18 protein-coding genes are annotated in these 21,820 nt (G+C 42.2%); all 18 read left to right on the top strand.

Annotated features, from left to right (window positions below):
• Positions 1 to 52: 52 nt before the first annotated feature.
• A complete protein-coding gene (locus tag AC04NP_RS09180; protein ID WP_482859319.1) occupies positions 53 to 1,342 on the top strand; it encodes a nucleotide sugar dehydrogenase in 1,290 nt (429 codons plus the stop codon).
• Positions 1,343 to 1,387: 45 nt separating this feature from the next.
• On the top strand, positions 1,388 to 2,422 hold the full coding sequence (locus AC04NP_RS09175) for an NAD-dependent epimerase/dehydratase family protein (protein WP_482859317.1): 1,035 nt from the start codon (positions 1,388 to 1,390) through the stop codon (positions 2,420 to 2,422).
• Between the two features lie 198 nt (positions 2,423 to 2,620).
• Positions 2,621 to 4,588 (top strand): LamG-like jellyroll fold domain-containing protein, encoded by a 1,968-nt coding sequence (locus AC04NP_RS09170; RefSeq protein ID WP_482859316.1) that lies wholly within the window; start codon positions 2,621 to 2,623, stop codon positions 4,586 to 4,588.
• Positions 4,589 to 4,653: 65 nt separating this feature from the next.
• On the top strand, positions 4,654 to 6,531 hold the full coding sequence (locus AC04NP_RS09165; RefSeq protein ID WP_482859314.1) for a T9SS type A sorting domain-containing protein: 1,878 nt from the start codon (positions 4,654 to 4,656) through the stop codon (positions 6,529 to 6,531).
• 456 nt (positions 6,532 to 6,987) lie between these two features.
• Positions 6,988 to 7,851, top strand: a complete 864-nt coding sequence (locus tag AC04NP_RS09160) for an ABC transporter permease (RefSeq protein ID WP_482859313.1) — start codon at positions 6,988 to 6,990, stop codon at positions 7,849 to 7,851.
• A gap of 22 nt (positions 7,852 to 7,873) precedes the next feature.
• Entirely contained in the window at positions 7,874 to 9,154 is a 1,281-nt protein-coding gene (locus tag AC04NP_RS09155; RefSeq protein ID WP_482859312.1) for an ABC transporter ATP-binding protein, read from the top strand.
• Positions 9,155 to 9,184: 30 nt separating this feature from the next.
• On the top strand, positions 9,185 to 9,970 hold the full coding sequence (gene rfbF, locus AC04NP_RS09150; RefSeq protein ID WP_482859311.1) for a glucose-1-phosphate cytidylyltransferase: 786 nt from the start codon (positions 9,185 to 9,187) through the stop codon (positions 9,968 to 9,970).
• A gap of 13 nt (positions 9,971 to 9,983) precedes the next feature.
• Positions 9,984 to 11,078 carry an NAD-dependent epimerase/dehydratase family protein gene (locus AC04NP_RS09145; RefSeq protein ID WP_482859310.1) on the top strand — a complete coding sequence of 365 codons (1,095 nt, stop codon included), beginning with the start codon at positions 9,984 to 9,986 and terminating at the stop codon, positions 11,076 to 11,078.
• On the top strand, positions 11,075 to 12,319 hold the full coding sequence (locus AC04NP_RS09140) for a UDP-glucose dehydrogenase family protein (protein WP_482859309.1): 1,245 nt from the start codon (positions 11,075 to 11,077) through the stop codon (positions 12,317 to 12,319). The genes AC04NP_RS09145 and AC04NP_RS09140 overlap by 4 nt, the downstream gene beginning before the upstream one ends.
• Before the next feature lie 18 nt (positions 12,320 to 12,337).
• Complete coding sequence (locus tag AC04NP_RS09135; RefSeq protein ID WP_482859308.1) at positions 12,338 to 13,234, top strand: NAD-dependent epimerase/dehydratase family protein; 897 nt, start codon at positions 12,338 to 12,340, stop codon at positions 13,232 to 13,234.
• The gene (locus tag AC04NP_RS09130) at positions 13,235 to 13,777 is read left to right on the top strand and encodes a dTDP-4-dehydrorhamnose 3,5-epimerase family protein (RefSeq protein WP_482859307.1); all 543 of its coding nucleotides are present in this window, start codon (positions 13,235 to 13,237) and stop codon (positions 13,775 to 13,777) included.
• A gap of 16 nt (positions 13,778 to 13,793) precedes the next feature.
• Positions 13,794 to 15,107 carry a protoporphyrinogen/coproporphyrinogen oxidase gene (locus AC04NP_RS09125; RefSeq protein ID WP_482859306.1) on the top strand — a complete coding sequence of 438 codons (1,314 nt, stop codon included), beginning with the start codon at positions 13,794 to 13,796 and terminating at the stop codon, positions 15,105 to 15,107.
• A 29-nt stretch (positions 15,108 to 15,136) separates the two neighbouring features.
• Positions 15,137 to 16,051, top strand: a complete 915-nt coding sequence (locus tag AC04NP_RS09120) for a glycosyltransferase family 2 protein (RefSeq protein WP_482859305.1) — start codon at positions 15,137 to 15,139, stop codon at positions 16,049 to 16,051.
• A gap of 51 nt (positions 16,052 to 16,102) precedes the next feature.
• Entirely contained in the window at positions 16,103 to 17,569 is a 1,467-nt protein-coding gene (locus tag AC04NP_RS09115) for an MBOAT family O-acyltransferase (protein ID WP_482859304.1), read from the top strand.
• Positions 17,570 to 17,571: 2 nt separating this feature from the next.
• Complete coding sequence (locus AC04NP_RS09110) at positions 17,572 to 18,630, top strand: hypothetical protein (protein WP_482859303.1); 1,059 nt, start codon at positions 17,572 to 17,574, stop codon at positions 18,628 to 18,630.
• Positions 18,631 to 18,662: 32 nt separating this feature from the next.
• On the top strand, positions 18,663 to 19,613 hold the full coding sequence (locus tag AC04NP_RS09105; RefSeq protein ID WP_482859301.1) for a nucleotide-diphospho-sugar transferase: 951 nt from the start codon (positions 18,663 to 18,665) through the stop codon (positions 19,611 to 19,613).
• A gap of 140 nt (positions 19,614 to 19,753) precedes the next feature.
• Positions 19,754 to 20,866, top strand: a complete 1,113-nt coding sequence (gene gmd, locus AC04NP_RS09100; RefSeq protein ID WP_482859300.1) for a GDP-mannose 4,6-dehydratase — start codon at positions 19,754 to 19,756, stop codon at positions 20,864 to 20,866.
• Positions 20,867 to 20,889: 23 nt separating this feature from the next.
• Entirely contained in the window at positions 20,890 to 21,819 is a 930-nt protein-coding gene (locus AC04NP_RS09095) for a GDP-L-fucose synthase family protein (protein WP_482859299.1), read from the top strand.
• The last annotated feature ends 1 nt before the right edge of the window (position 21,820 follow it).

The following is a 21,820-nucleotide window of genomic DNA, read 5'->3' as shown; positions in this document are numbered from 1 at the left end:
GCGGGTGGAAATAATAATATTTTTTGAATAATTATAAATAAAACCTGAATAAATGTTAAAGGAACTGTTGAGTAAACAAAAAAAGATTTGTGTGGTTGGATTGGGATATGTAGGCTTACCCATTGCGCTGGAATTTGCCAGAAAATTTTCCGTTATCGGATTCGATATCAATGCCAAAAGGGTGGAAATGATGAATAATCACATCGACCCGAGCAAGGAACTGGAGAAAGAAGACTTTGAAGGCTGTGATATCAAATTTACCGATAATCTAAAGGGTATCGAGTCCGCTAGTTTTTATGTTGTTGCTGTACCTACGCCCATTGACGAGTACAGAAGGCCTGATCTGAAGCCACTTTTGTCTGCCTGCCAAACGGTCGGGAAAGTGTTGAAAAAAGGCGATTACGTGGTGTTTGAGTCTACGGTCTATCCGGGATGTACCGAAGATGACTGTGTTCCGGTGCTGGAAGAAGAGTCCGGGCTGAGATTCATCAAAGACTTCAAGGTTGGTTATTCCCCCGAAAGAATAAATCCGGGCGATAAGGAGCATACCCTGACCAAAATCCTGAAAGTGGTCTCCGGTTGTGATAAAGGTTCGGCCAAAGTGATTGCTGATGTTTACGCTTCTATCATAACGGCAGGCATTCATAAGGCCTCTTCCATCAAAGTGGCCGAGGCCGCAAAAATTATTGAAAACACCCAAAGGGATGTTAACATAGCCCTGATGAATGAGTTGTCTATAATTTTCAACAAAATCGGTATCAATACTTATGAGGTGCTGGAAGCCGCAGGAACCAAATGGAATTTTTTAAGATTTACACCGGGGCTGGTAGGTGGGCATTGTATCGGTGTAGACCCTTATTACCTGACACATAAGGCCAGTGAACTGGGTTATCATGCCAAAATGATCTTGTCGGGCAGGAACATAAATGACAACATGGGGCAATTGATAGCCAGGGAAGTTGTACAGCATATCATTACCAATGACAAATCTCTGAAAAGGGCAAAAGTGTTGATCCTGGGGGCAACTTTTAAGGAAAACGTTTCTGATATCAGAAATTCCAAGGTGGCAGATGTCTATAATGAATTAAAATCATATATGGTTAAGGTACATGTGGCTGACCCATTTGCCGATAGTGACGAGGTGAAGTATGAGTATGGATATACCATCCAAAAAAGGCTGGATAAAGACTATGACGCAATAATATTAGCGGTAAACCACGATGATTACATGAATCTTGAAGAAGACTACTTTCAGAAATTGACTGGCACAAATGCACTTTTCTTTGATGTGAAAGGCGTATTTAACGGCAGGATCTCCAAAATGGCTTATAAAAGCCTGTAATTGTCCGGGTTTTATCAATTGACTAAGTGATTAATCAAAACAAATGTGGCCAAAGTTTTAGTTACCGGTAACGCCGGATTTATAGGGATGCACACGGTGCTGGCCCTGCTTGAAGAGGGACATCATGTATTCGGACTGGATAATATCAATGAATACTATGATGTTAACCTCAAATACAGCCGCCTGGAACAACAGGGCATACCCCGCGAGCAATTAAACTACGGACAGGTATACAAAGTGGATGAAGGATTAAGCTTTATTTATTTGAACCTGGAAGATAAAGATGGCGTTCTTCAAATCTTTGAAGATGAGAACTTTGACTACGTAATTCACCTGGCTGCGCAGGCCGGTGTACGTTACTCCCTTGAAAATCCTGATGTATATATTGAAAGCAATATAAAGGGATTTCTCCATATTCTGGAGGGGTGCAGAAGATTGAATGTGCAACATCTGGTTTATGCTTCCAGCTCATCGGTTTATGGATTGAATTCAGCAACTCCATTTAAGGAGTCCCATGCTACAGCACACCCGGTTTCCTTATATGCAGCCACCAAGAAAGCCAATGAAATGATGGCACATTCTTATGCCTATCTCTATCATATACCCGTCACCGGGCTGCGTTTTTTTACGGTTTATGGCCCATGGGGCAGACCGGATATGGCTCTTTTTAAGTTTACAAAGAATATTCTGGCCGATGTGCCCATAGATGTTTATAATTATGGAGACATGAAAAGGGATTTTACTTACATCGATGATATTGTAAGCGGAATTGTCAAAACGCTTACCAAAATTCCTGCCGGTATAAAAAAATCAAAACTGCCAACCAACCATAGCTCAGCACCTTACGTCCTGTACAATATTGGCAATAGTGAGCCTGTAAAACTCACTGATTTTATTCACGCCATCGAAGAAGTGATCGGTAAAAAAGCAAAAATAAACTATTTGCCGCTTCAACCGGGTGATGTGAATACCACGTATGCCGATGTCAGCAGTTTGAAGGAGCATGCAGGTTATATGCCATCCACCTCTGTGAAAGAAGGGATAACGAACTTTGTGGAATGGTACAAAGGATATTTTTGAGGATTGGTGAAAATTTAGCATTTTTTTCATAAAAAAAATATAAATAGTTATATTTTTGTCATTGCATATTGAATAGTTGCCTTGTTTTGAGATTTTTTTATTACAATGTAAGTTTGTGGTTACATTTTTTAAATTAATCGCATTAATTACTAATAGTTATTAATATCTTGGTTCGAAATTCTTTAAAACTCACTTAGAATGAAAAATACTTACACCCTGACTTTCCATATATTCAATCTTAGACTGTCGATGCCGGCGGTGATATTTGCCCTGTTTTTTTTCCAGCATGTACATGCGCAATGTCCCAACGGGACTGCCGCACATTACAAACTGGATGGTACCATCAATTTTCCGGATTTTTCCGGCAACAACGATGGCAGTTGTGTCGATGGGGTAAATTGTCCCGGTACTACAGAAGGACTTATCGGTGGAGCACAACAGTTTAACGGTATCGACCAGTATATTGAAGTTCCCGCCTCAGAAGACTTTGATTTCGCCGGAAGCTTTACCATTGAAGCCTGGGTTAAATTTACCACCAGTTCCCCCAATCAGCGGGTGTTTGTTTCAAGAACTAATAATGAGGATGAAGGGACTAACGAGGGCATGTTATGGTGGGTTGGTGTTGAACAGAACTCCAACCTGGCTATATTTAAGTTAAGGAGTAATAGTGTCAATTTGGACATCAACGAGGTGAAGGGGAATACAACCATCAACAATGGCCAATGGCGCCAGGTGGTTGCCGTTCATGATGCGGAAAATGGTGAAATCAGGATCTATGTGGACGGTGCGCTTCAAAACTCCAGTGCGCTAAGTCTTGCCGGTAATTTTGCAGCAACCGATAACCCATTGAGGATCGGTAACTTTAAATTCTCAGATGTAACTGCTGACAACGCTTTTTTTGATGGGGCCATGGACAATATTGGAATTTTTAACAGGGCCCTTACGGGAAATGAGATTTTGCAACACTTCAACAATGGAAATGCCGGAACAGGCATTTGTCCTCTCATACCGGAAATCACCTCCACAGCTCCCACATCTGTCTCGATCGGAGAGACTTATAACTATCAGGTGGAGGCTACAGGAGACCCTGTGCCGACATTCAGCCTGAAACCTACCGGTACCGGTATGCAAATCGATGCAAATACCGGCTTAATCACCTGGACACCCCAGCAGGCAGATGCTGGCGTGTTAGATGTCACTGTGAGGGCATCTAATAGCCAGGGTAACGATGACCAGCCTTTTAGTATCACGGTTAGTCAGCAAAATGACGCACCTGCTTTTGACAATGCCGGTGACCAGACCGTTGATGAAGATCCCGGACCCCAGACTGTTACTGGCTGGGCCACCAATATAGATGACGGTGATCCTGAATTGGTGCAGGTGTTGACTTTTAACATCACAGGTAATACCAATCCGTCTCTGTTTGCCGCAGGGCCTGCGATTAGTGAATCCGGGGATTTAATATATACTCCTGCCGACAATGCCAATGGATCGGCAGACATTACGGTAACTTTGTCAGATGACGGTTCACCTCCTCTAACCAGCGCGCCGGTAACATTCAACATTGCGGTAAATCCTGTTAATGACGCACCTGCATTTACACTTTCGGAAACTGAGGTTACTGTAGAAGGGAACTTCGATGAAGTTACCATAAATGTTACACCGGATCCGGTACCGGCCGATGAGACTAATCAAACAGTAATATACACCTTGAATCCTGAAACCGTAGGTTTTGCGCAGGTATCGATATCGCCTATCACCGGTGCTGTTACTATCAATCCTTTGGCAGGAGGTGGCGCCGGCAATCAGGAATTTGAAGTTATTGCAGACGATAATGAAAATGAAAACAATACTTTTACACAAACTTTTACGTTAAATGTAGCAGGTCCCACCGGCCTCGGAGATAGTGAATTTGCCGAATCCCTGAGTGTTTTCCCTATTCCCGGATCGGATCAGATCACTTTAAGAATGGAGAATGACTATCTCGGTGAGGTAAAAGTAAAGATATTCGACATGAGGGGTAAAATGGTTAAAGGGTTTTACCAGGTCAAAAATACCCAGCAATACTTACAGGAATTGAATGTCAGTGACATAGAAACCGGAACTTATTTTGTCCATGTAGTACTTGGCAATGACATTATCCTTGAAAAACTATTAAAAAATTAACTGATTTTAGCGACTGGATGGAGTAGTAAAGTATAAAATTTGATTTTTAACTTAAAACATCCAAATTGGAATCTATACTGCGAAACATAGCTAAAATAACCTTTGTACTATCATTGTTTTCCCTGCCGGCGCTGACGTATGGACAGCTCAGAATAATGCCATTGGGGAATTCGATTACGGCTGGCACCAAACCTAACAATGGGCCCAAGTCCACCGATATCGGTTACCGGAAAAGACTTTTCCTGGCGTTGCAACCCACTTATCCGGGGTTGCAGTTTGTAGGGAGTGAGTCAAACGGTAATGGAGGATTTGATCAGGATCACGAAGGACATCCGCGTTGGAAGGCTGATGAGATTCGAGACAACATTTATTTGTCCGGTGAGGATTGGCTTACCAATAATCCGCCACATGTAATTCTTCTGCACATCGGAACCAATGATATCGGGGCCGAAGAAAACCTTACCGATATCGTTACTGAAGTAGAGGCGATTCTTGACCGAATTGATCAATATGAGGCAGACAACAATACGGAAGTGGTTGTGTTTGTGGCAAGGATTATCAGATTCCTGTTTGGCTCCTTTAATGGTACCGAGACCACTGCCTTTAATAATCAAATTGAGTCGATGGTTAATCAGAGGATCGATAACGGCGATAAATTGATCATGGTCGATCAGGAATCTGCTATTACCTATCCCGATGCGCTCATAGAAGATAAAATACATCCGAACCAGGATGGCTACGAGGACATGGCCGATGCATGGGAGCTGGCCATAAATAGTAATTTGACTGGTCCTCAAATAACAGATCCCGGTATTTTGACCGCTTCTCCGGGAGAAAATTTCCAGTATCGAATAGAAGCCACCGGGGTCCCGACGCCAGAGATTCAGGTTGACAACCTTCCCGCCGGTATGACATACGACCCCGCAACCCGAACGGTCTCCTGGATGCCGGGACAAAATCAGCAGGGGCCGGCTTCGTTTGATGTTACTGCCACTAACCCACTCGGAGCGGACAACCGGACTATCAATATTAATGTGGAACCGGTTAATGATCCACCCGTATTTACAAAAGGCCCTGACATCACCATCGATGAAGATGCCGGCCCCCAGGAATTTACCAATTGGGCTACGGGCATCGATGATGGTGATAACGAATCAGACCAAAATCTTACTTTTAACATGGTCAGTGTGCAGTCATCCAACAGTAATACAATATCACCTGCCATCGATGCGAATGGTGATCTGACTTTTACACCCGGGGAAAATGTAAATGGTATTTTTACCGTAACCATTTCTCTCAGCGATGATGGTATGCCCTCACAGACCAGTGCCGAACAAACTTTCACTATCACCATCGATCCTGTCAATGACCCACCGGCATTTACCCTTTCCGAGGAAAGCGTCCAGCTTGCTACTGGCTTTGAAACTACCCAAATTAATGTATTACCCGAAGCAACACCGTCTGATGAGGTCTCACAGACCGTTACCTATTCTATTATTCCGTCCTCTGTTAATTTTGCGGATGTTGCCATTGACAATACCGGAATGATTTTAATTAAGCCAAAGCCCGAGCATTTAATTGGAGAGCAGGAATTTGCCGTCTTAGCCAATGATGGGCAGGCGACAAACAATATGTTTGTTGCATCATTTATACTCTCCGTTGACTTAGCAGTCGGTATCGAAGATGCGTTGAAAAAGTCTGTTAAAATGTATCCTAATCCTGCAGATAACATGCTGAATGTTCAATTGGAAAACAGTTATCTGGGCCAGGTTAATTTGCAGTTGTATGACCTGAGGGGTGGCCTGATTAAGTCGGCAATCTATTTGAAAACCACCACATTAATGAATCGACCTGTCGATATAACCCGAATTAAGAGCGGTCCGTATCTGATGAGGGTACAACTGGACAGGAATGAAGTTTGGAACAGGATTATCATCAAATGAGCTTTATCATGGATCAGTAGGAAACAGCCCTTACAGGGGTACTTTTTTTAGAACCGGTAACAATAAAAGCCCGCTGTTTTCCGGAAATTAAAAACTTGGCGTTAATCTTACATTCGGTTGAATATGAGTACTTAATGTTGGGTTACCTTCTCTTTTTTCAAGGCATTAAAGCCAAACTAGTCCGTAAATGCCTGAATGTCCTGAAACAGACATTTTTGGAAAAAGCTACGGAAGCTTTTGACGTAAACTCAAAATAAAAATGCCAAATTGGGTTTTTGACAGATTATAATTATGTAAAAAGTGCATATTTATTACTCCAATGAATTAAAACTGAGAAAAATACCAATAGATTTACCAGCTATTTATAAATTTGATTTTTTAAAGTTAAACTTGTGAGAAATTAAGCCAGGTGCTGGTAATCAGGTGACATTGAGGCTTTTAACAAATTAGAATTTAATGACCGGAACAAATATAAAGAATGATAATTGGACTTTGGTGATATCACCCCAGTCTAAATTATTAAGCCTGCAATTAGATGATATATGGAGATATAAGGATCTGCTTTATCTGTTTGTCAGAAGAGATTTTGTGGCTACTTATAAACAAACTATTCTTGGTCCGGCGTGGTTTTTTATCCAACCTATTTTAACCACCATCACCTATACCATTATTTTTGGCAATGTGGCCGGCTTATCGACAGATGGCTTACCCAAAATGATTTTTTATTTGTCAGGTGTGGTTTGCTGGAGTTACTTTTCGGATTGTATAACCACCATTTCAAGCACGTTTATTACCAACGCGCAGGTGTTCGGAAAGGTATATTTTCCAAGGCTGATCGCTCCTTTGTCAGTCGTAATATCTAAATTGATAAAATTAGGTATACAATTTTTGTTATTCATCGTCGCACTCTTTTATTACATTGTATTTGAAGATACTGTGGTTAATCCCAACATTTACCTGTTACTGTCACCCATCCTGGTATTATTAATGGGAGCCATGGGGCTGGGGCTTGGCCTGCTTATTTCCTCACTGACCACCAAGTACCGGGACATGAGATTTCTGATTACTTTTGGCGTTCAACTATTGATGTATGGTACCCCTGTTATCTATCCACTGTCTGAGGTGCCTGAGAAATACCGGTTGCTTGTCACCTTGAATCCCATCTCCTCTATCATTGAAACATTCAGGTATGGCTATTTGGGAAGTGGCACCCTGAATGCCTATCACCTGATGTATAGTTTTACTTTTACAATTATTGTTCTTGTTGTGGGTATTATAGTATTTAACAAGGTGGAAAAAACCTTTATGGATAGCGTTTAAGTGTGGGAATAATTGAACGGATATGTCTGAAAAAATAATTGAAATAGAAAACCTGTCTAAACTTTACCGCCTTGGAGACATTGGCACCGGATCATTAAGAAATGACCTGCATCGCTGGTGGGCCAAGATCAGGGGAAAAGAGGATCCGTTTATGAAGGTCGGGGCTGAAAATATCAGGTCTATGAAGGCGGAGAGTGACTATGTTTGGTCACTAAAAGATATCAGCTTCAGTGTTAACAAAGGTGATGCACTCGGTATTATTGGAAAAAACGGTGCCGGAAAATCGACACTGCTTAAAATTTTATCGAGAGTTACCGCTCCAACCAAAGGACAAATCCGAATAAAAGGCCGTGTAGCCAGTTTACTGGAAGTGGGTACCGGATTTCACCCCGATCTGACCGGCCGTGAAAATATTTTTCTCAATGGGGCGATCATGGGGATGACCAAAAGTGAGATTAAAGCGAAGCTTGACGAAATTGTAGACTTCTCAGGGATTGCCGCTTACATCGATACGCCTATAAAGCGCTATTCTACAGGTATGCGGGTCAGGTTGGGCTTTGCAGTAGCAGCGCATCTGGACTCGGAAATTTTGGTGGTGGATGAAGTGCTGGCAGTAGGCGATTCCGTATTTCAGAAAAAATGTATCGATAAAATGACTAAGGTGAGGAGCGAAGGTCGTACGATCCTTTTTGTTTCGCACCAATTATCGGCCGTAAAAGGCCTGTGTAAAACCGGAGTGGTACTGGTGAATGGTCAGTTAAAGTTTGATGGCGATATTGACGGGGCCCTGGAGTATTATGCCAGTACCAACAATTCCATAAAAGGCCAGGAGTTGACACTCGATGACCTCGACAGGCATCAATCGGTGGGACAGATCAAATTCAAAAAAATGGTATTCGAATCCTACCCGGTCGATTTCGGGCAACCCATCAGGTTTAAACTGATGCTGGAAACCCAGGGCACAGAAAAATATTTTACCGATGTTGACATGGCTATTAACATCAGTGACCGGAATAAGAGCTGTATCGTACATTGTGCCAACAAGTTCCTTGGAAAAAACTTTTCACACACTGATGACAAATTGGAATACCATTTTGAAATAGAAAATAATCTTAAGCCCGGATATTATTATATGACCTTATTTTTGAGAAGCAGAGACATTATCCAGGATTGGATAGAAGACCAGATAATTCTGGAAATACAGGGAAGCAATCCCTATGGCTATCACAGCAACGGACTTATCCAGGGGAATGTTTTACCGGGCTTTAATATCAGTCAGGTTAACTCCAAAGTATTGCTCTAATTAACTATAACATCGATAAAAAAACATTCTATGAAAGTTGTTATTTTGGCAGGGGGTTTTGGAACGAGAATCAGTGAGGAGAGCGGTGTAAGACCAAAACCCATGGTAGAAATAGGCGGCAAGCCTATTTTATGGCATATCATGAAAATCTACGCTTCCTACGGGCTAAACGATTTTATCATTTGCTGCGGCTACAAAGGATATGTCATTAAAGAATATTTTTCAGATTATTTCCTGCACTCCACTGATTTTAGCATTGATCTCAAAGGTAATTCCATGGAGGTATTAAACAATAATACGGAACCATGGAAGGTCACACTGATTGACACGGGCGAAAACACCATGACAGGAGGGAGGTTAAAAAGGGTAAGGCGTTACCTGGGTGAAGAAACCTTTTGTTTTACCTACGGCGATGGCGTTAGTAATGTGAATGTGCTGAACCTGATCGATTTTCACAAAAAACAGGGTACGCTGGCTACCCTGACCGCTGTGCAGCAACCCGGAAGATTCGGTGTTTTTAGTTTGAATCAGGGTGAAAATGTGTTGGAAAGCTTTAAGGAAAAACCCAAAAGCGATGGTGATCAAACCGCCTGGGTAAATGGCGGATTTTTTGTTTGTGAACCTAAGGTCATCGATTTTATCTCCGGCGATTCGACAGTTTGGGAAAAAGAACCTATGGAAAAGCTTGCACATGACCGGTTGCTCGGCGCTTTCAGACACGAAGGGTTTTGGCATCCTATGGATACCTTACGGGATAGGAATGTATTGGAGACTATGTGGAACACTGGGAAAGCACCATGGAAAATCTGGGATTAATTTTAGGATACTTATGAACGAAAATTATATTTTAACTGAAGATCTCGCCTATATTTTCAGGAAATTATCGGCTGAGGAAAAAGAAAAATTCAGAGACACTTCTATTTTGATCACAGGTTGCGGAGGCTTTTTAGGATACTATTTTATGCATTTTTTTACGGCCTACGCAGATCGGCTAGGGATAAAAAAAATAATTGCCCTTGAAAACTTTTTAACCGGCACCAAAGATTGGCTGGATGAACTGGTTTCGTCCTCACCCAAAGTAAGTTTATATGAATTCGACATTATCAAAGATGACATTGCACAGATTGAAGGGGTAGAAAACGTCGATTTAATTATTCATGGTGCTTCCATAGCCTCCCCGACTTTCTACCGTATTTATCCGCTTGAAACTGTAGACGCCAATATTTGGGGGCTGCGGAGGTTGTTCGATTATTATGTCGAACGGAAAATCAAGGGTTTTTTGTTTTTTTCAAGTAGTGAAATTTATGGCGATCCTTTCCCCGAGTTCATTCCTACCTCCGAAGACTACAGAGGCAATGTAGCTTCTATCGGACCCAGGGCCTGTTATGATGAGGCCAAACGGTTTGGTGAGACATTATGTTATATTTTTAACCAAAAATATAACATGCCAGTCACCATTGCCAGACCTTTTAATAACTACGGCCCGGGCATGAACGTCAATGATAAAAGACTGCCGGCTGATTTTGCCAAGGCAGTGATCGATAACCGTGATTTGAAAATATTTTCTGACGGAACACCCACCAGGACTTTTTGCTACATTTCCGATGCCATCACCGGATACCTCAAAACCCTGTTACATGACCGGTTTGATGTCTTCAACATTGGAATCGACAAGCCTGAAGTTTCGGTAAAACAATTCTCGGAGTTTTTCATTAATCATGGCAAAGAGATATTTGGTTATCAGGGAGAGATAGTCTTTGAAAAATCTACAGACAGCGAATATCTGACCGATAACCCCAACCGGAGATGCCCGAAAATTGACAAAGCCAGGGAGGTACTCGGATATGACCCTGAAGTATATGTGGAGGAAGGTATTGGAAGATTTTTAAACTTTTTGAAAATATTTAACGGAAAACTAGTATGATAACTGTTATAGGTCTGGGATTTGTAGGGCTTACCACGGCTTTAGGGTTTAGCAAAAAAGGCTTTAAAGTTTACGGTATAGACATTGATGAAAGCAAACTGGCAAAACTCAGAAATCATGAGATACCTTTTTACGAACCGCACCTCGATGAGGTACTGGCCGGGCAACTGGGTAAAAATTTCATCCTGGATGCCTCATTTGAAGATGCCATTCATGACAGTCAGGCAATATTTGTTTGTGTAGGTACTCCCGGCCGGCCTGATGGAAGTGCGGACCTGACTTACCTGCTGAAGGCCATTGAAGAAGTGCTTGCCGCAGGCAATACAAATTTTCAGACCATTATTGTGAAATCTACCGTTCCGCCTTCTACCATTTCCAAACAGGTGGTGCCGTTTGTGAAGGAAAAATCCTCCAATGGGCAGCAGATTGGATTGGCGTCTAACCCTGAATTTTTAAGGGAAGGTTATTCTTGGGAAGATTTTATTGAACCTGACAGGGTGGTGATTGGCGTGGAAGATGATCGATCCAGGGAGATTCTGGATGAGATTTACAAACCATTTAATGCGCCTGTACACTATGTAAGCTTTAACACGGCTGAATTCATAAAATACCTGTCGAATACTTTATTGTCTACCCTGATCAGCTATTCCAACGAAATGTCTATGGTCGCAGATCACATCGGAAATATTGACATTCCTTCTGCTTTTAAAATACTCCATGAAGACAAGCGGTGGGCAGGAACCCCGGCCTCCATGTCTTCATATGTGTACCCCGGTTGCGGGTATGGCGGATACTGTTTGCCAAAAGATACTTCTGCACTCGATAGCATTGCCGGTTCACATGGCTACAAAACCAAAATGCTTAGCGCTAACCTGGAGATTAATGAAGATGTCAAGAATTTCCTGATTGATAAGGTTAAATCAGAACTGGACACCTCAGAACATATAGGTATTTTGGGTTTGTCATTTAAAAAAGGTTCGGATGATGTCAGGCTTAGCCCTACCAGGGACATCATTCAAAAACTTCTGGATCATGGATTCAGCCATATAGTTGCCTATGATCCGCTGGCCAATAAAACTTTTGCCCGGGAATATAATTTTCCTATTCAATATGCCGACTCACTGAATGAACTGATGGAACGGTCCAATGCCTTGTTATTGCTTACCGCCTGGGATGAGTTTAAAGATAATGCCGAAGTAATCAAACAAAAAAAACTATTTGATTTCAGATATGCCTTGTAATTTAAAATGCCATTGCCCATGAAAATAGGAATCTTAGGTGCTCATTCTTTTTTGGCGCAGGCTGTTATCAGGCAGTTGAATGCCGACCCATCCCATGAATTGGTCTTATACGGTAGCTACACCCGTGAAGATGATCATCGGAAGTATTACCGTATTCCTGAAACAAGTCCGGAAATTTCTACACTTTCGGGCTTTGACGCCATTGTTTATTGTGCTGGTGCCGGTGTGCAATCCAATAAAAAATACCCTAAAAATATCATTTACGAGGTGAACGCTTTTGAACCCATCCGGATCATAAATTTATTGAATGAAACGGGCTATTCCGGTAAGTTTATATCCTTTGGGAGTTACTTTGAAATCGGTGATTACCCTTATGAAAGACCTTTAGCCGAAGAGGAAGTATTATTGAGCGCCTATCCGGTTCCCAATGACTATTGCCTCTCCAAGCGCGTATTTTCAAGATATATCCAAAACCAGACTGATTTTAGTTTTGATAGTCTTCATTTTATTCTCCCAAACATATATGGCTATGGTGAAAATGAAAACAGGTTAATACCTTATCTGGTCAGGTCTATAACAAACGGGGAAAAACTGGCTTTGTCCAGTGGTGTTCAGATCAGACAATACTTGCATGTGGATGATATTGCCAGGGCAGTAACAACTGGTTTGGGAAATGAAATCAAAGGGGTTTTTAACCTCGGCTCCCATGAAATAATTTCTATCAAACAACTGGTTGCTGAAGTCGTTAAAGTCTCAGGTGAACAGGTGGAGGTTGAATTCGGTGCAGTCAATCAAAGGGATCAGGGAATGAAATACCTGGCTCTGAATTTTGAAAGAGCCGCAGATACATTGAAATTTCACCCGGAAATCTCCTTAGAGGAAGGAATCAAGGGATATTTTGTCAAAGTCAATTAAATGGAATTAATCGATTACAAAGCTTTCGAAGGAGTAAAAATCATCCGGCAAAAGTCTTTTGTCGATGACAGAGGCAGTTTTCTGAAAGCTTATCAGAAAAAAGACTTTCTTCCCAACTATCATATAGAGCAAATAAACTTTGTGCAATCTGCAAAAAAGCACACCCTCAGAGGGCTTCATTTTCAATTTGGAGAATATGCCGAATCAAAGTTGTTCAGGGTAGTGAAAGGGGAGATGATCGCCTTATTTGTGGATTTAAGAAAAGCTTCGGATACGTTTTTGCAAGGAGACACTTTTCACCTTAAAGACCGGAATGAGGCCATACTTTTGCCAAGAGGCTTTGCCACGGGCTATTTAACACTTGAAGATAATTGTGAGGTATTATACTTGTCTGACAACATTTATGTGCCTGACACCGAGGGGGGTGTGAGGTGGGATGATCCGAAAATTAATCTGTCATTGCCGGTTACAAAGCCGGTAATTTCCGATAAAGATATTAGCTGGGACCATCTTTCGGATGGATTTCCTGGTATTTTCAATTAGAAATTAATCACCGACTATGAAAAAAGTGACAATATTGGGTTCAGGAATGGCCGGCTTCGGGGCCGCCAATCTTTTAAAAAATGAGGGAGTTGATTCCGTTATATTTGACAAAAATCAGCATTATGGAGGTCATACGGCTTCCTATAAATTCAATGAGGGATACACATTTGATGAAGGCCCGCATGTTTCATTCACGAAAAATGAAAAGGTACAAAAGTTTCTGGCAGATAGTGTCAACCAGGAATATGAAACCATCCATACAGTTGTCAATAATTACTGGAAAGGTATCTGGATCAAACATCCTGTGCAATGTAACCTGCATGATTTGCCTAAAGCGTTGATCGTAGACTGCATCAAAGACTTTGTGTATGCTATGCACAACGACTATGGAGCAATAAACAACTACGAAGATTGGCTGAAGGCGAGCTTTGGAAAGACAATTGCCGAGAATTTTCCGATGGAGTACGGCTTGAGATATCACACCACTACTGCCGGCAACATGAGCACCGACTGGCTGGGCCCCCGTCTGTACCGGCCAAAGCTGGAGGAAGTCATCTACGGTGCTATCTCCCCAACCACCCCGGATGTGCATTACATTAGCCATTTCAGGTATCCCACCCACAATGGCTTTGTTAACTACCTCAACCCGCTGCCAAATCTCACGGACATTGTGCTGGGGCATAAGGTTGAGAAAATAGATCCTGTTTCAAAAACTATTTATTTTGAAAACGGCCGTGAAGAAAAATACGATAGCCTGGTTTCGTCCATTCCATTGCCTGACCTGCTTCCGATGATCACTAATGCCCCGGCCGATGTGATTGAAGCCTCTCAGTTGCTGGCCTGTACCCAATGCGTGGTAGTGAGTGTCGGTGTAAAAAGAAAAGACATAACGCCGGCCCATTGGAGTTATTTTTATGACCGGGATTTTTCCTTTACCAGGTTAAGCTTCCCTCATAATCTATCTCCTGAAACCGTGCCGGAAGGCCATTCGAGTATTCAGGCCGAAGTTTATTTTTCCGACAAATACAAGCCCATGACAGGCACCCCGGACGACTGTATCGAACCGGTAATCAAAGATTTAATCCGGTGTGGTCTTTTGAGGGAAGGCGATGACATAGATTTCAAACATGCTATGTATATTCCTTATGCGAATATAATATTTGACCTGGACAGGAAATCCAATCTTGCAAAAGTTCACGGGTTTTTGGATGATATAGAGATACATTATGCAGGAAGATACGGCGAATGGGGGTATATGTGGACCGACGAATCTTTCCTCAGCGGGGAGCGCGCGGCTAAAAAAATATTAAATAAAGTGACTTCAGATTAATGAAAATATAGCGAAAAACCGATTGTAACATGGATTCTTCTCTGCCTCTTGTCAGTATAGGCATGCCTACCTACAATAGTAACCACAGCATTTCAAAGGCATTCGATACTTTGATGAAACAAGGCTATCCTAATTTGGAAATCATAATTTCTGACAATTGTTCAACCGATGATACCGAAGAAGTTTGCAGGAAGTTGGCAGAGCAGGACCATCGTATCAGATTTTTCAGGCAAGATGAAAACCGGGGAGTCTGGGCAAATTTTCAGTTTGTGCTCACCAAAGCAACCGGTAAATATTTTATGTTTTTGGCCGATGACGACCGGATGGAACCCGATGTCATTTTTAGATATGTCGATTACCTGGAAAAAAACAGTGAATACAGCCTGGTGTCCGGACAGTTAAAATACTGGCGGGGTGACGAGTTTCTTTTTTATGAAAAGGACCTGTCTATGGAGCAGCCGAAAAAATGGGAGCGACTGGTCTGGTATTACAGCAAGGTATTGCATGGCGGGCTTTGGCATGGCATGATGAGAAGAGCGCTTGCGCAAAAGATACCCATTAGAAATGTAATAGGAGGCGATTGGCACTTTATAGCCGCTATCGCCTATTTGGGGAAGGTGAAAAACCTTGAATTTGTCAGCTATCACAAATATTTCGGAGGAACCTCCACTGGTTTTCAAAAATATGCCCGGAGAATAGGAGCGTCGAGAGTGGCTGGAAATTTTCCTTACATAAACATTGCCTGGGTGGCGTTTAAAGAGGTACTTTACAAGTGCCCGGTGTTTAAAAAGACCAATATTTTTACACGTTTTGCGATAGCCATCAGAAGTTATTGGGCTGTATTTAAAAGGTATTATTTCCAACCCTTCCGTCAAAAACCAAAATCATTTACCAGAAAACAATTTAACGCACTCAGGAGGGTAATTAGACCGGCATCTGATTGATCTTTAACCTCACAGGACCGTGAATGGCTTTTATAAATAATTATAATCCGGATGCTTTTTAATTCCTTAGAGTTTCTTGTTTTTTTTCCAATGGTGATAGCCTTGTACTTTGCCATTCCTGCAAGGTACCGGTGGTTTATGTTGCTGCTGGCCAGCTACTACTTCTATATGAGCTGGCGGGTGGAGTACATTATTCTTATCGTGATATCTACAGTCGTGGACTTTTATTGCGGCAAGAAAATGGCGCAGTTACCGGAAAAATCGGCCCGTAAAAAATACCTGTACCTTAGTCTGGTGTCCAACCTGGGCCTCCTTTTTTTATTTAAGTACTTTAATTTTTTCAGCCGCTCCGCTTCCAGGGTATTTGGATACCTGAATGACAGCTTTTTACACTGGAACGTGCTCCACGATACCTATACGTTGAAATTGTTGTTGCCGGTAGGTATTTCCTTTTATACGTTTCAAACTTTAAGTTACACCATCGATGTGTACAATGGGAAAACCAACGCCGAAAGTCACCTGGGCAAGTTTGCCCTCTTTGTGTCATTCTTCCCCCAGTTGGTGGCGGGCCCGATCGAAAGGTCATCCCATTTGCTCCCCCAGTTTCACAAGGACTATGACTTTGATTACAACCGTGTAAAAGAGGGACTGCTGCTCATGGTCTGGGGTTTTTTCAAGAAGCTGGTTATCGCCGACCGCCTGGCCGAGTATGTAAACGAGGTGTATAATAACGTCGATCGATATGACGGTTTTCATAACATCGTCGCCACCTATTTTTTCGCTTTTCAAATCTATTGTGATTTCTCCGGATATTCGGATATTGCCATTGGCAGCGCCCTCATTATGGGGTTCTCTTTGATGCAGAACTTCCGGAGACCCTACTTTGCCACCAACATCCGGGAATTCTGGAGCAGGTGGCATATCTCTTTGTCTACATGGTTTCGTGATTATTTATATATTCCGTTGGGGGGCAACAGGGTGATAAAATGGAGATGGTACTACAACCTTTTTGTCACTTTTGTGGTGAGCGGTCTCTGGCACGGTGCCAACTGGACTTTTATTGTGTGGGGTTTTCTGCACGGAAGTTACCTGGTATTGGGCTACATGACTAAAAATGTCAGAAGTAAGCTGCTGAAATCTGTAAAATTGGATCCGAATAGCCATCTGACGAGGTTATTGGATGTGCTCGTTACCTTTCACCTGGTATTGCTGGCATGGATATTTTTCAGGGCTAACGGAATCAGTGACACTTACGTATTCCTTAAAAACACCTTATCACTGGATGTGGCGGATCTCGACCGTATTAATCTATTTAGAATCCGCTCTGACTGGACTATCAGTATTGTCGCCATTATGCTGTTGATAATTATTGATTTCATTACCGAACGCGCAAAAATCAGATATTATTTTAACAAAATGCCCGGATTGTTGCGTTGGGTGGTACTGGTTTTTACCATAGGGCTTATTGTATTTTTAGGTAAATTTGAAGAACAGGATTTCCTATATTTTCGATTTTAGTGATGGAGAAAAAAAAAGGTATTTGGCTCAAATATTTTATATATGTATCGGGCATATTGTCATTCGTTGTATTTGTTTCGGTCAGATTCAACCATTTACCCCAAGCGATTGTGGTGGACGGCATAGAGGATCACGGTGAATTGTACCATATCACCTATATTGACTTATTTGCCCAAAAAATCGAAGATAAGATACACTTTCGCGAAAGACTGTATGATCCGCGAAGAGATATCAATGAGGCTGAAATTTTAACTTTCGGGGATAGCTTTTTTGAGTTTCCCCTGGAAAAACCCTTTAGCCTGAGACTGGCCGATACGCTGAACCGGACAGTTTACCATGCCAATAGCTATTACGTCATGGAGTATCTGGATACGGTTAATTACGTAAAGGGTCCACCGAAAATCCTGATCCTGGACGTGGTTGAAAGGTACTTCCCCTATCTTTTTACCGGGAAGCACCGGCTATTTTTGAACCAAAACCCCAGGTCTGCCAACGATTTTTACAGCAAAATATTTTTGGAAGATGCCGAAAGGAAGTACACCGTCTTTCTGCAAAAGAGTATATTTACACATTATCTGTATTCACGGGTCAATACCCTTAAATTTAACCTGCTGGGCTATTTGCCATCGCAGGTACCTAAATACAGCCGTGATCCGCTGATGGGCTTCTACCATGAAACTGTAAACGATGGAGTCACCAGCGCCTATTACGAATGGGAAGACGATGATATCCGGGAAATGTGTGACGAAATTCTGGCGCTTAAAAATGCGTTAAAGAAAGAATACAATCTGGAATTACTGCTGATGCCTATGCCGAATGCCTATACAATTTACCGCAACCTGATCAATGATTCCGGATACAACAATTTGTTGCCGAGATTGTATAAGGGTTTAGGCGAAAGAAACATCCGGTATATACCATTAATGGACGCGTTTCTGGCTGCCGATGAAATGGTATATCATGGCACAGATACACACTGGAACAAAAAAGGCCAGGATATTGCTTTAAAAATGGTCATGGAAGCGTTGGATTCGTTCGAAAAGGTGACAGCCAACAATTGATTTTAATGCCTTGAAAATGAAATACTTAAAAAATGTTTGAAACACCCGTATTATTCATAATTTTTAACAGGATAGAGACTACCCGGCAGGTGTTCGATGAGATTAGGAAAGTCAGACCGAAATACCTGTTTATGGCAGCAGATGGCCCCAGGCCGGATAAGCCGTACGATGAGAAGCATTGCACGGAGGCCAGGGATATTACTAAACTTATCGATTGGGACTGTGAATTGAAAACCTTATTTCAGCAGGACAACCTGGGTTGCGGCGTAGGTCCCGCCACGGCAATCAATTGGTTTTTTGATCATGTCGATGAGGGCATTATCCTGGAAGACGATTGCCTTCCGACACCGGATTTTTTTACATTTTGCAGTTCCATGCTTGAAAAATACCGCCATAATGAGAACATTTTTCATGTAAGCGGCAACAATTTTCAGTTGGGAAAAAAGCGGGGCAACGCTTCCTATTATTTTTCAAAATACACCGGGACCTGGGGGTGGGCTACCTGGAAAAGGGCCTGGAAACATTACCGGTTTAACATTAAAAACCTGGAAAGTTTCCTGGAGCAAAAAAAGCTGGATAAAGTGGTGCAAAGTAAAAACGAAAAAGCCTATTGGGTGAAGATTTTCCGGTTGATCGAGTTCGGAAACAGGAAAGATATCTGGGATTACCAATGGACGTTTACGGTTTGGAACCAGGAAGCGCTGGCTATTTTTCCGAATATGAACCTCGTCAAAAACATTGGGTTTATAAAAAATGCTACCCACACTTTTGATCCCGAAAGCCTGCTTGCCAACATAGAATTAGGTGATTTGGGTGAGATTACCCACCCCAGGGAAATAATCAGGGATAAAAAGGCGGATGATTATTTTTATCGCAAGGTATTAGAAGTGGAATACAAAAAGCATCATACTAAAAAAGGCTTTTACAAGCAATTTGTTGCTCCGATTTCCAGGCGAATAAAAAAAATCATTAATTCGGCTTAGCACCCATCATAACCTTTTATCCGCGACCAGTGTAGTTAGCCAATGTATCAATTTGACTTAAATTGATATAAATTTTAAATATTATAATTATATTTTTACGCCAAAGTTTTGCATTATTCTAAAGTGTTATATACAAAAAAATGAAAAAAGCATTAATTACCGGGATTACGGGACAGGATGGCGCGTACTTAGCTGAATTTCTTCTCAAAAAGAATTACGAAGTGCATGGGATCAAGAGAAGAAGTTCTTTGTTTAACACCGATCGCATCGATCATTTGTATCAGGATCCCCATGAAATTAATGTACATTTTAAACTGCATTACGGAGATTTATCCGACTCCACCAATATTATCCGGATTATACAGGAAGTCCGGCCGGATGAAATATACAATCTTGGGGCGATGTCTCACGTAAAAGTCAGCTTTGATAGCCCCGAATATACAGCCAACGTGGATGCGCTGGGGACATTGAGAATTCTGGAGGCAGTCAGGATTCTGGGATTAACCCAACATACCAGGATCTATCAGGCTTCCACCTCTGAGCTATATGGTTTGGTCCAGGAGGTGCCACAAAGTGAAACGACCCCATTTTATCCGAGATCACCCTATGCGGTAGCAAAATTATACGCTTACTGGATTATTGTTAACTACAGAGAAGCCTACGATATGTTTGCCGCCAACGGCATTTTGTTTAACCATGAGTCTCCCATCAGGGGGGAGACCTTTGTAACCAGGAAAATAACCAGGGCTGCGGCAAGGATAGCACTGGGTCTCCAGCAAAAGTTTTACCTGGGCAATCTGGATGCAAAAAGGGACTGGGGCCATGCCAAAGACTATATTGAAGCCATGTGGCTTATTTTACAACAAGAGCAGCCCGAAGATTTTGTTATAGCTACCGGAATAACCACCACCATCAGGGATTTTGTAATACTGACCTTTAAAGAACTGGGCATTGAACTGGCATTTGAAGGTGAAGGCGTGAATGAAGTAGCCAGGATAGCCAGATGCACCAATGACAAGTTCATGTTGGAAAAAGGCAAGGAGATATTGGCTATCGACCCGGAATATTTCAGACCCACAGAGGTCGATCTGCTGATTGGAGACCCCACCAAGGCCAGGGAAAAGCTGGGCTGGCAACTAAAATATGATTTGAACAGCCTGATCCGTGATATGGTGTGGTCCGATGTTCATTTGTTTGAAAAAGATGAATACCTGAAGAAGGGTGGCTTTCAGATTTTGAATTATTACGAATAGCGCGTTGACAAAAATTACCTGTCGTGAATAAAAGTGATAAAATATATGTTGCGGGTCATGCCGGTATGGTAGGTTCGGCCATAGTCAGGATGCTGGAAAGGGAGGGTTATCACAACCTGGTGATGCGGAAATCAAAGGAACTTGACTTAAGGAACCAGACGGCGGTGACCGGTTTTTTTAAATCGGAGAAGCCCGATTATGTGGTGTTGGCGGCGGCAAAGGTTGGCGGGATCCATGCGAACAATGTTTACAGGGCTGAGTTTTTGTACGATAACCTGATGATTCAAAACAATGTCATGCATCAGAGTTACAAAAACGATGTAAAAAAACTGTTATTTCTGGGGTCATCCTGCATTTATCCTAAAATGGCGCCCCAACCCCTGAAAGAGGAATACCTGCTGTCCGGTCCTTTGGAATCCACCAATGAGCCCTATGCCATCGCAAAAATTGCCGGTATTAAAATGTGCGATGCATACAGGAGTCAGTATGGCTGTAATTTTATTTCAGCTATGCCCACTAATTTGTATGGCCCGAATGATAACTACGATCTGGAAAATTCACATGTTTTACCTGCCCTGCTGAGGAAGTTTCACCAGGCCAGGGAAGATGGCTTACCTTTTGTTGAAATTTGGGGAAGTGGAAGCCCTCGCAGGGAATTCCTGCACGTAGACGACATGGCAGCGGCTTGTTTTTTACTGCTAAAGCAGTTTGACCAGGCAGGGTTCTTAAATGTAGGTTGCGGGGAAGATGTCAGTATTAAAGATCTGGCCCTCTTAATCAGGGAAATAACCGGATATGAGGGGGATTTAAAATACGATAGCACCAAACCCGATGGAACCCCGCAAAAGCTGATGGATGTCGAAAAGCTGTTTGGCCTCGGGTGGCGGCCCAAAATTTCACTAAAGGATGGAATCCGGGCAGTGTATGACCAGGTTGATTGGCACAACGTTTAGC

This window comes from Agaribacillus sp. DX54 (genome assembly GCF_056858335.1).
This window is presented reverse-complemented; position numbering and strand designations above follow the sequence as displayed.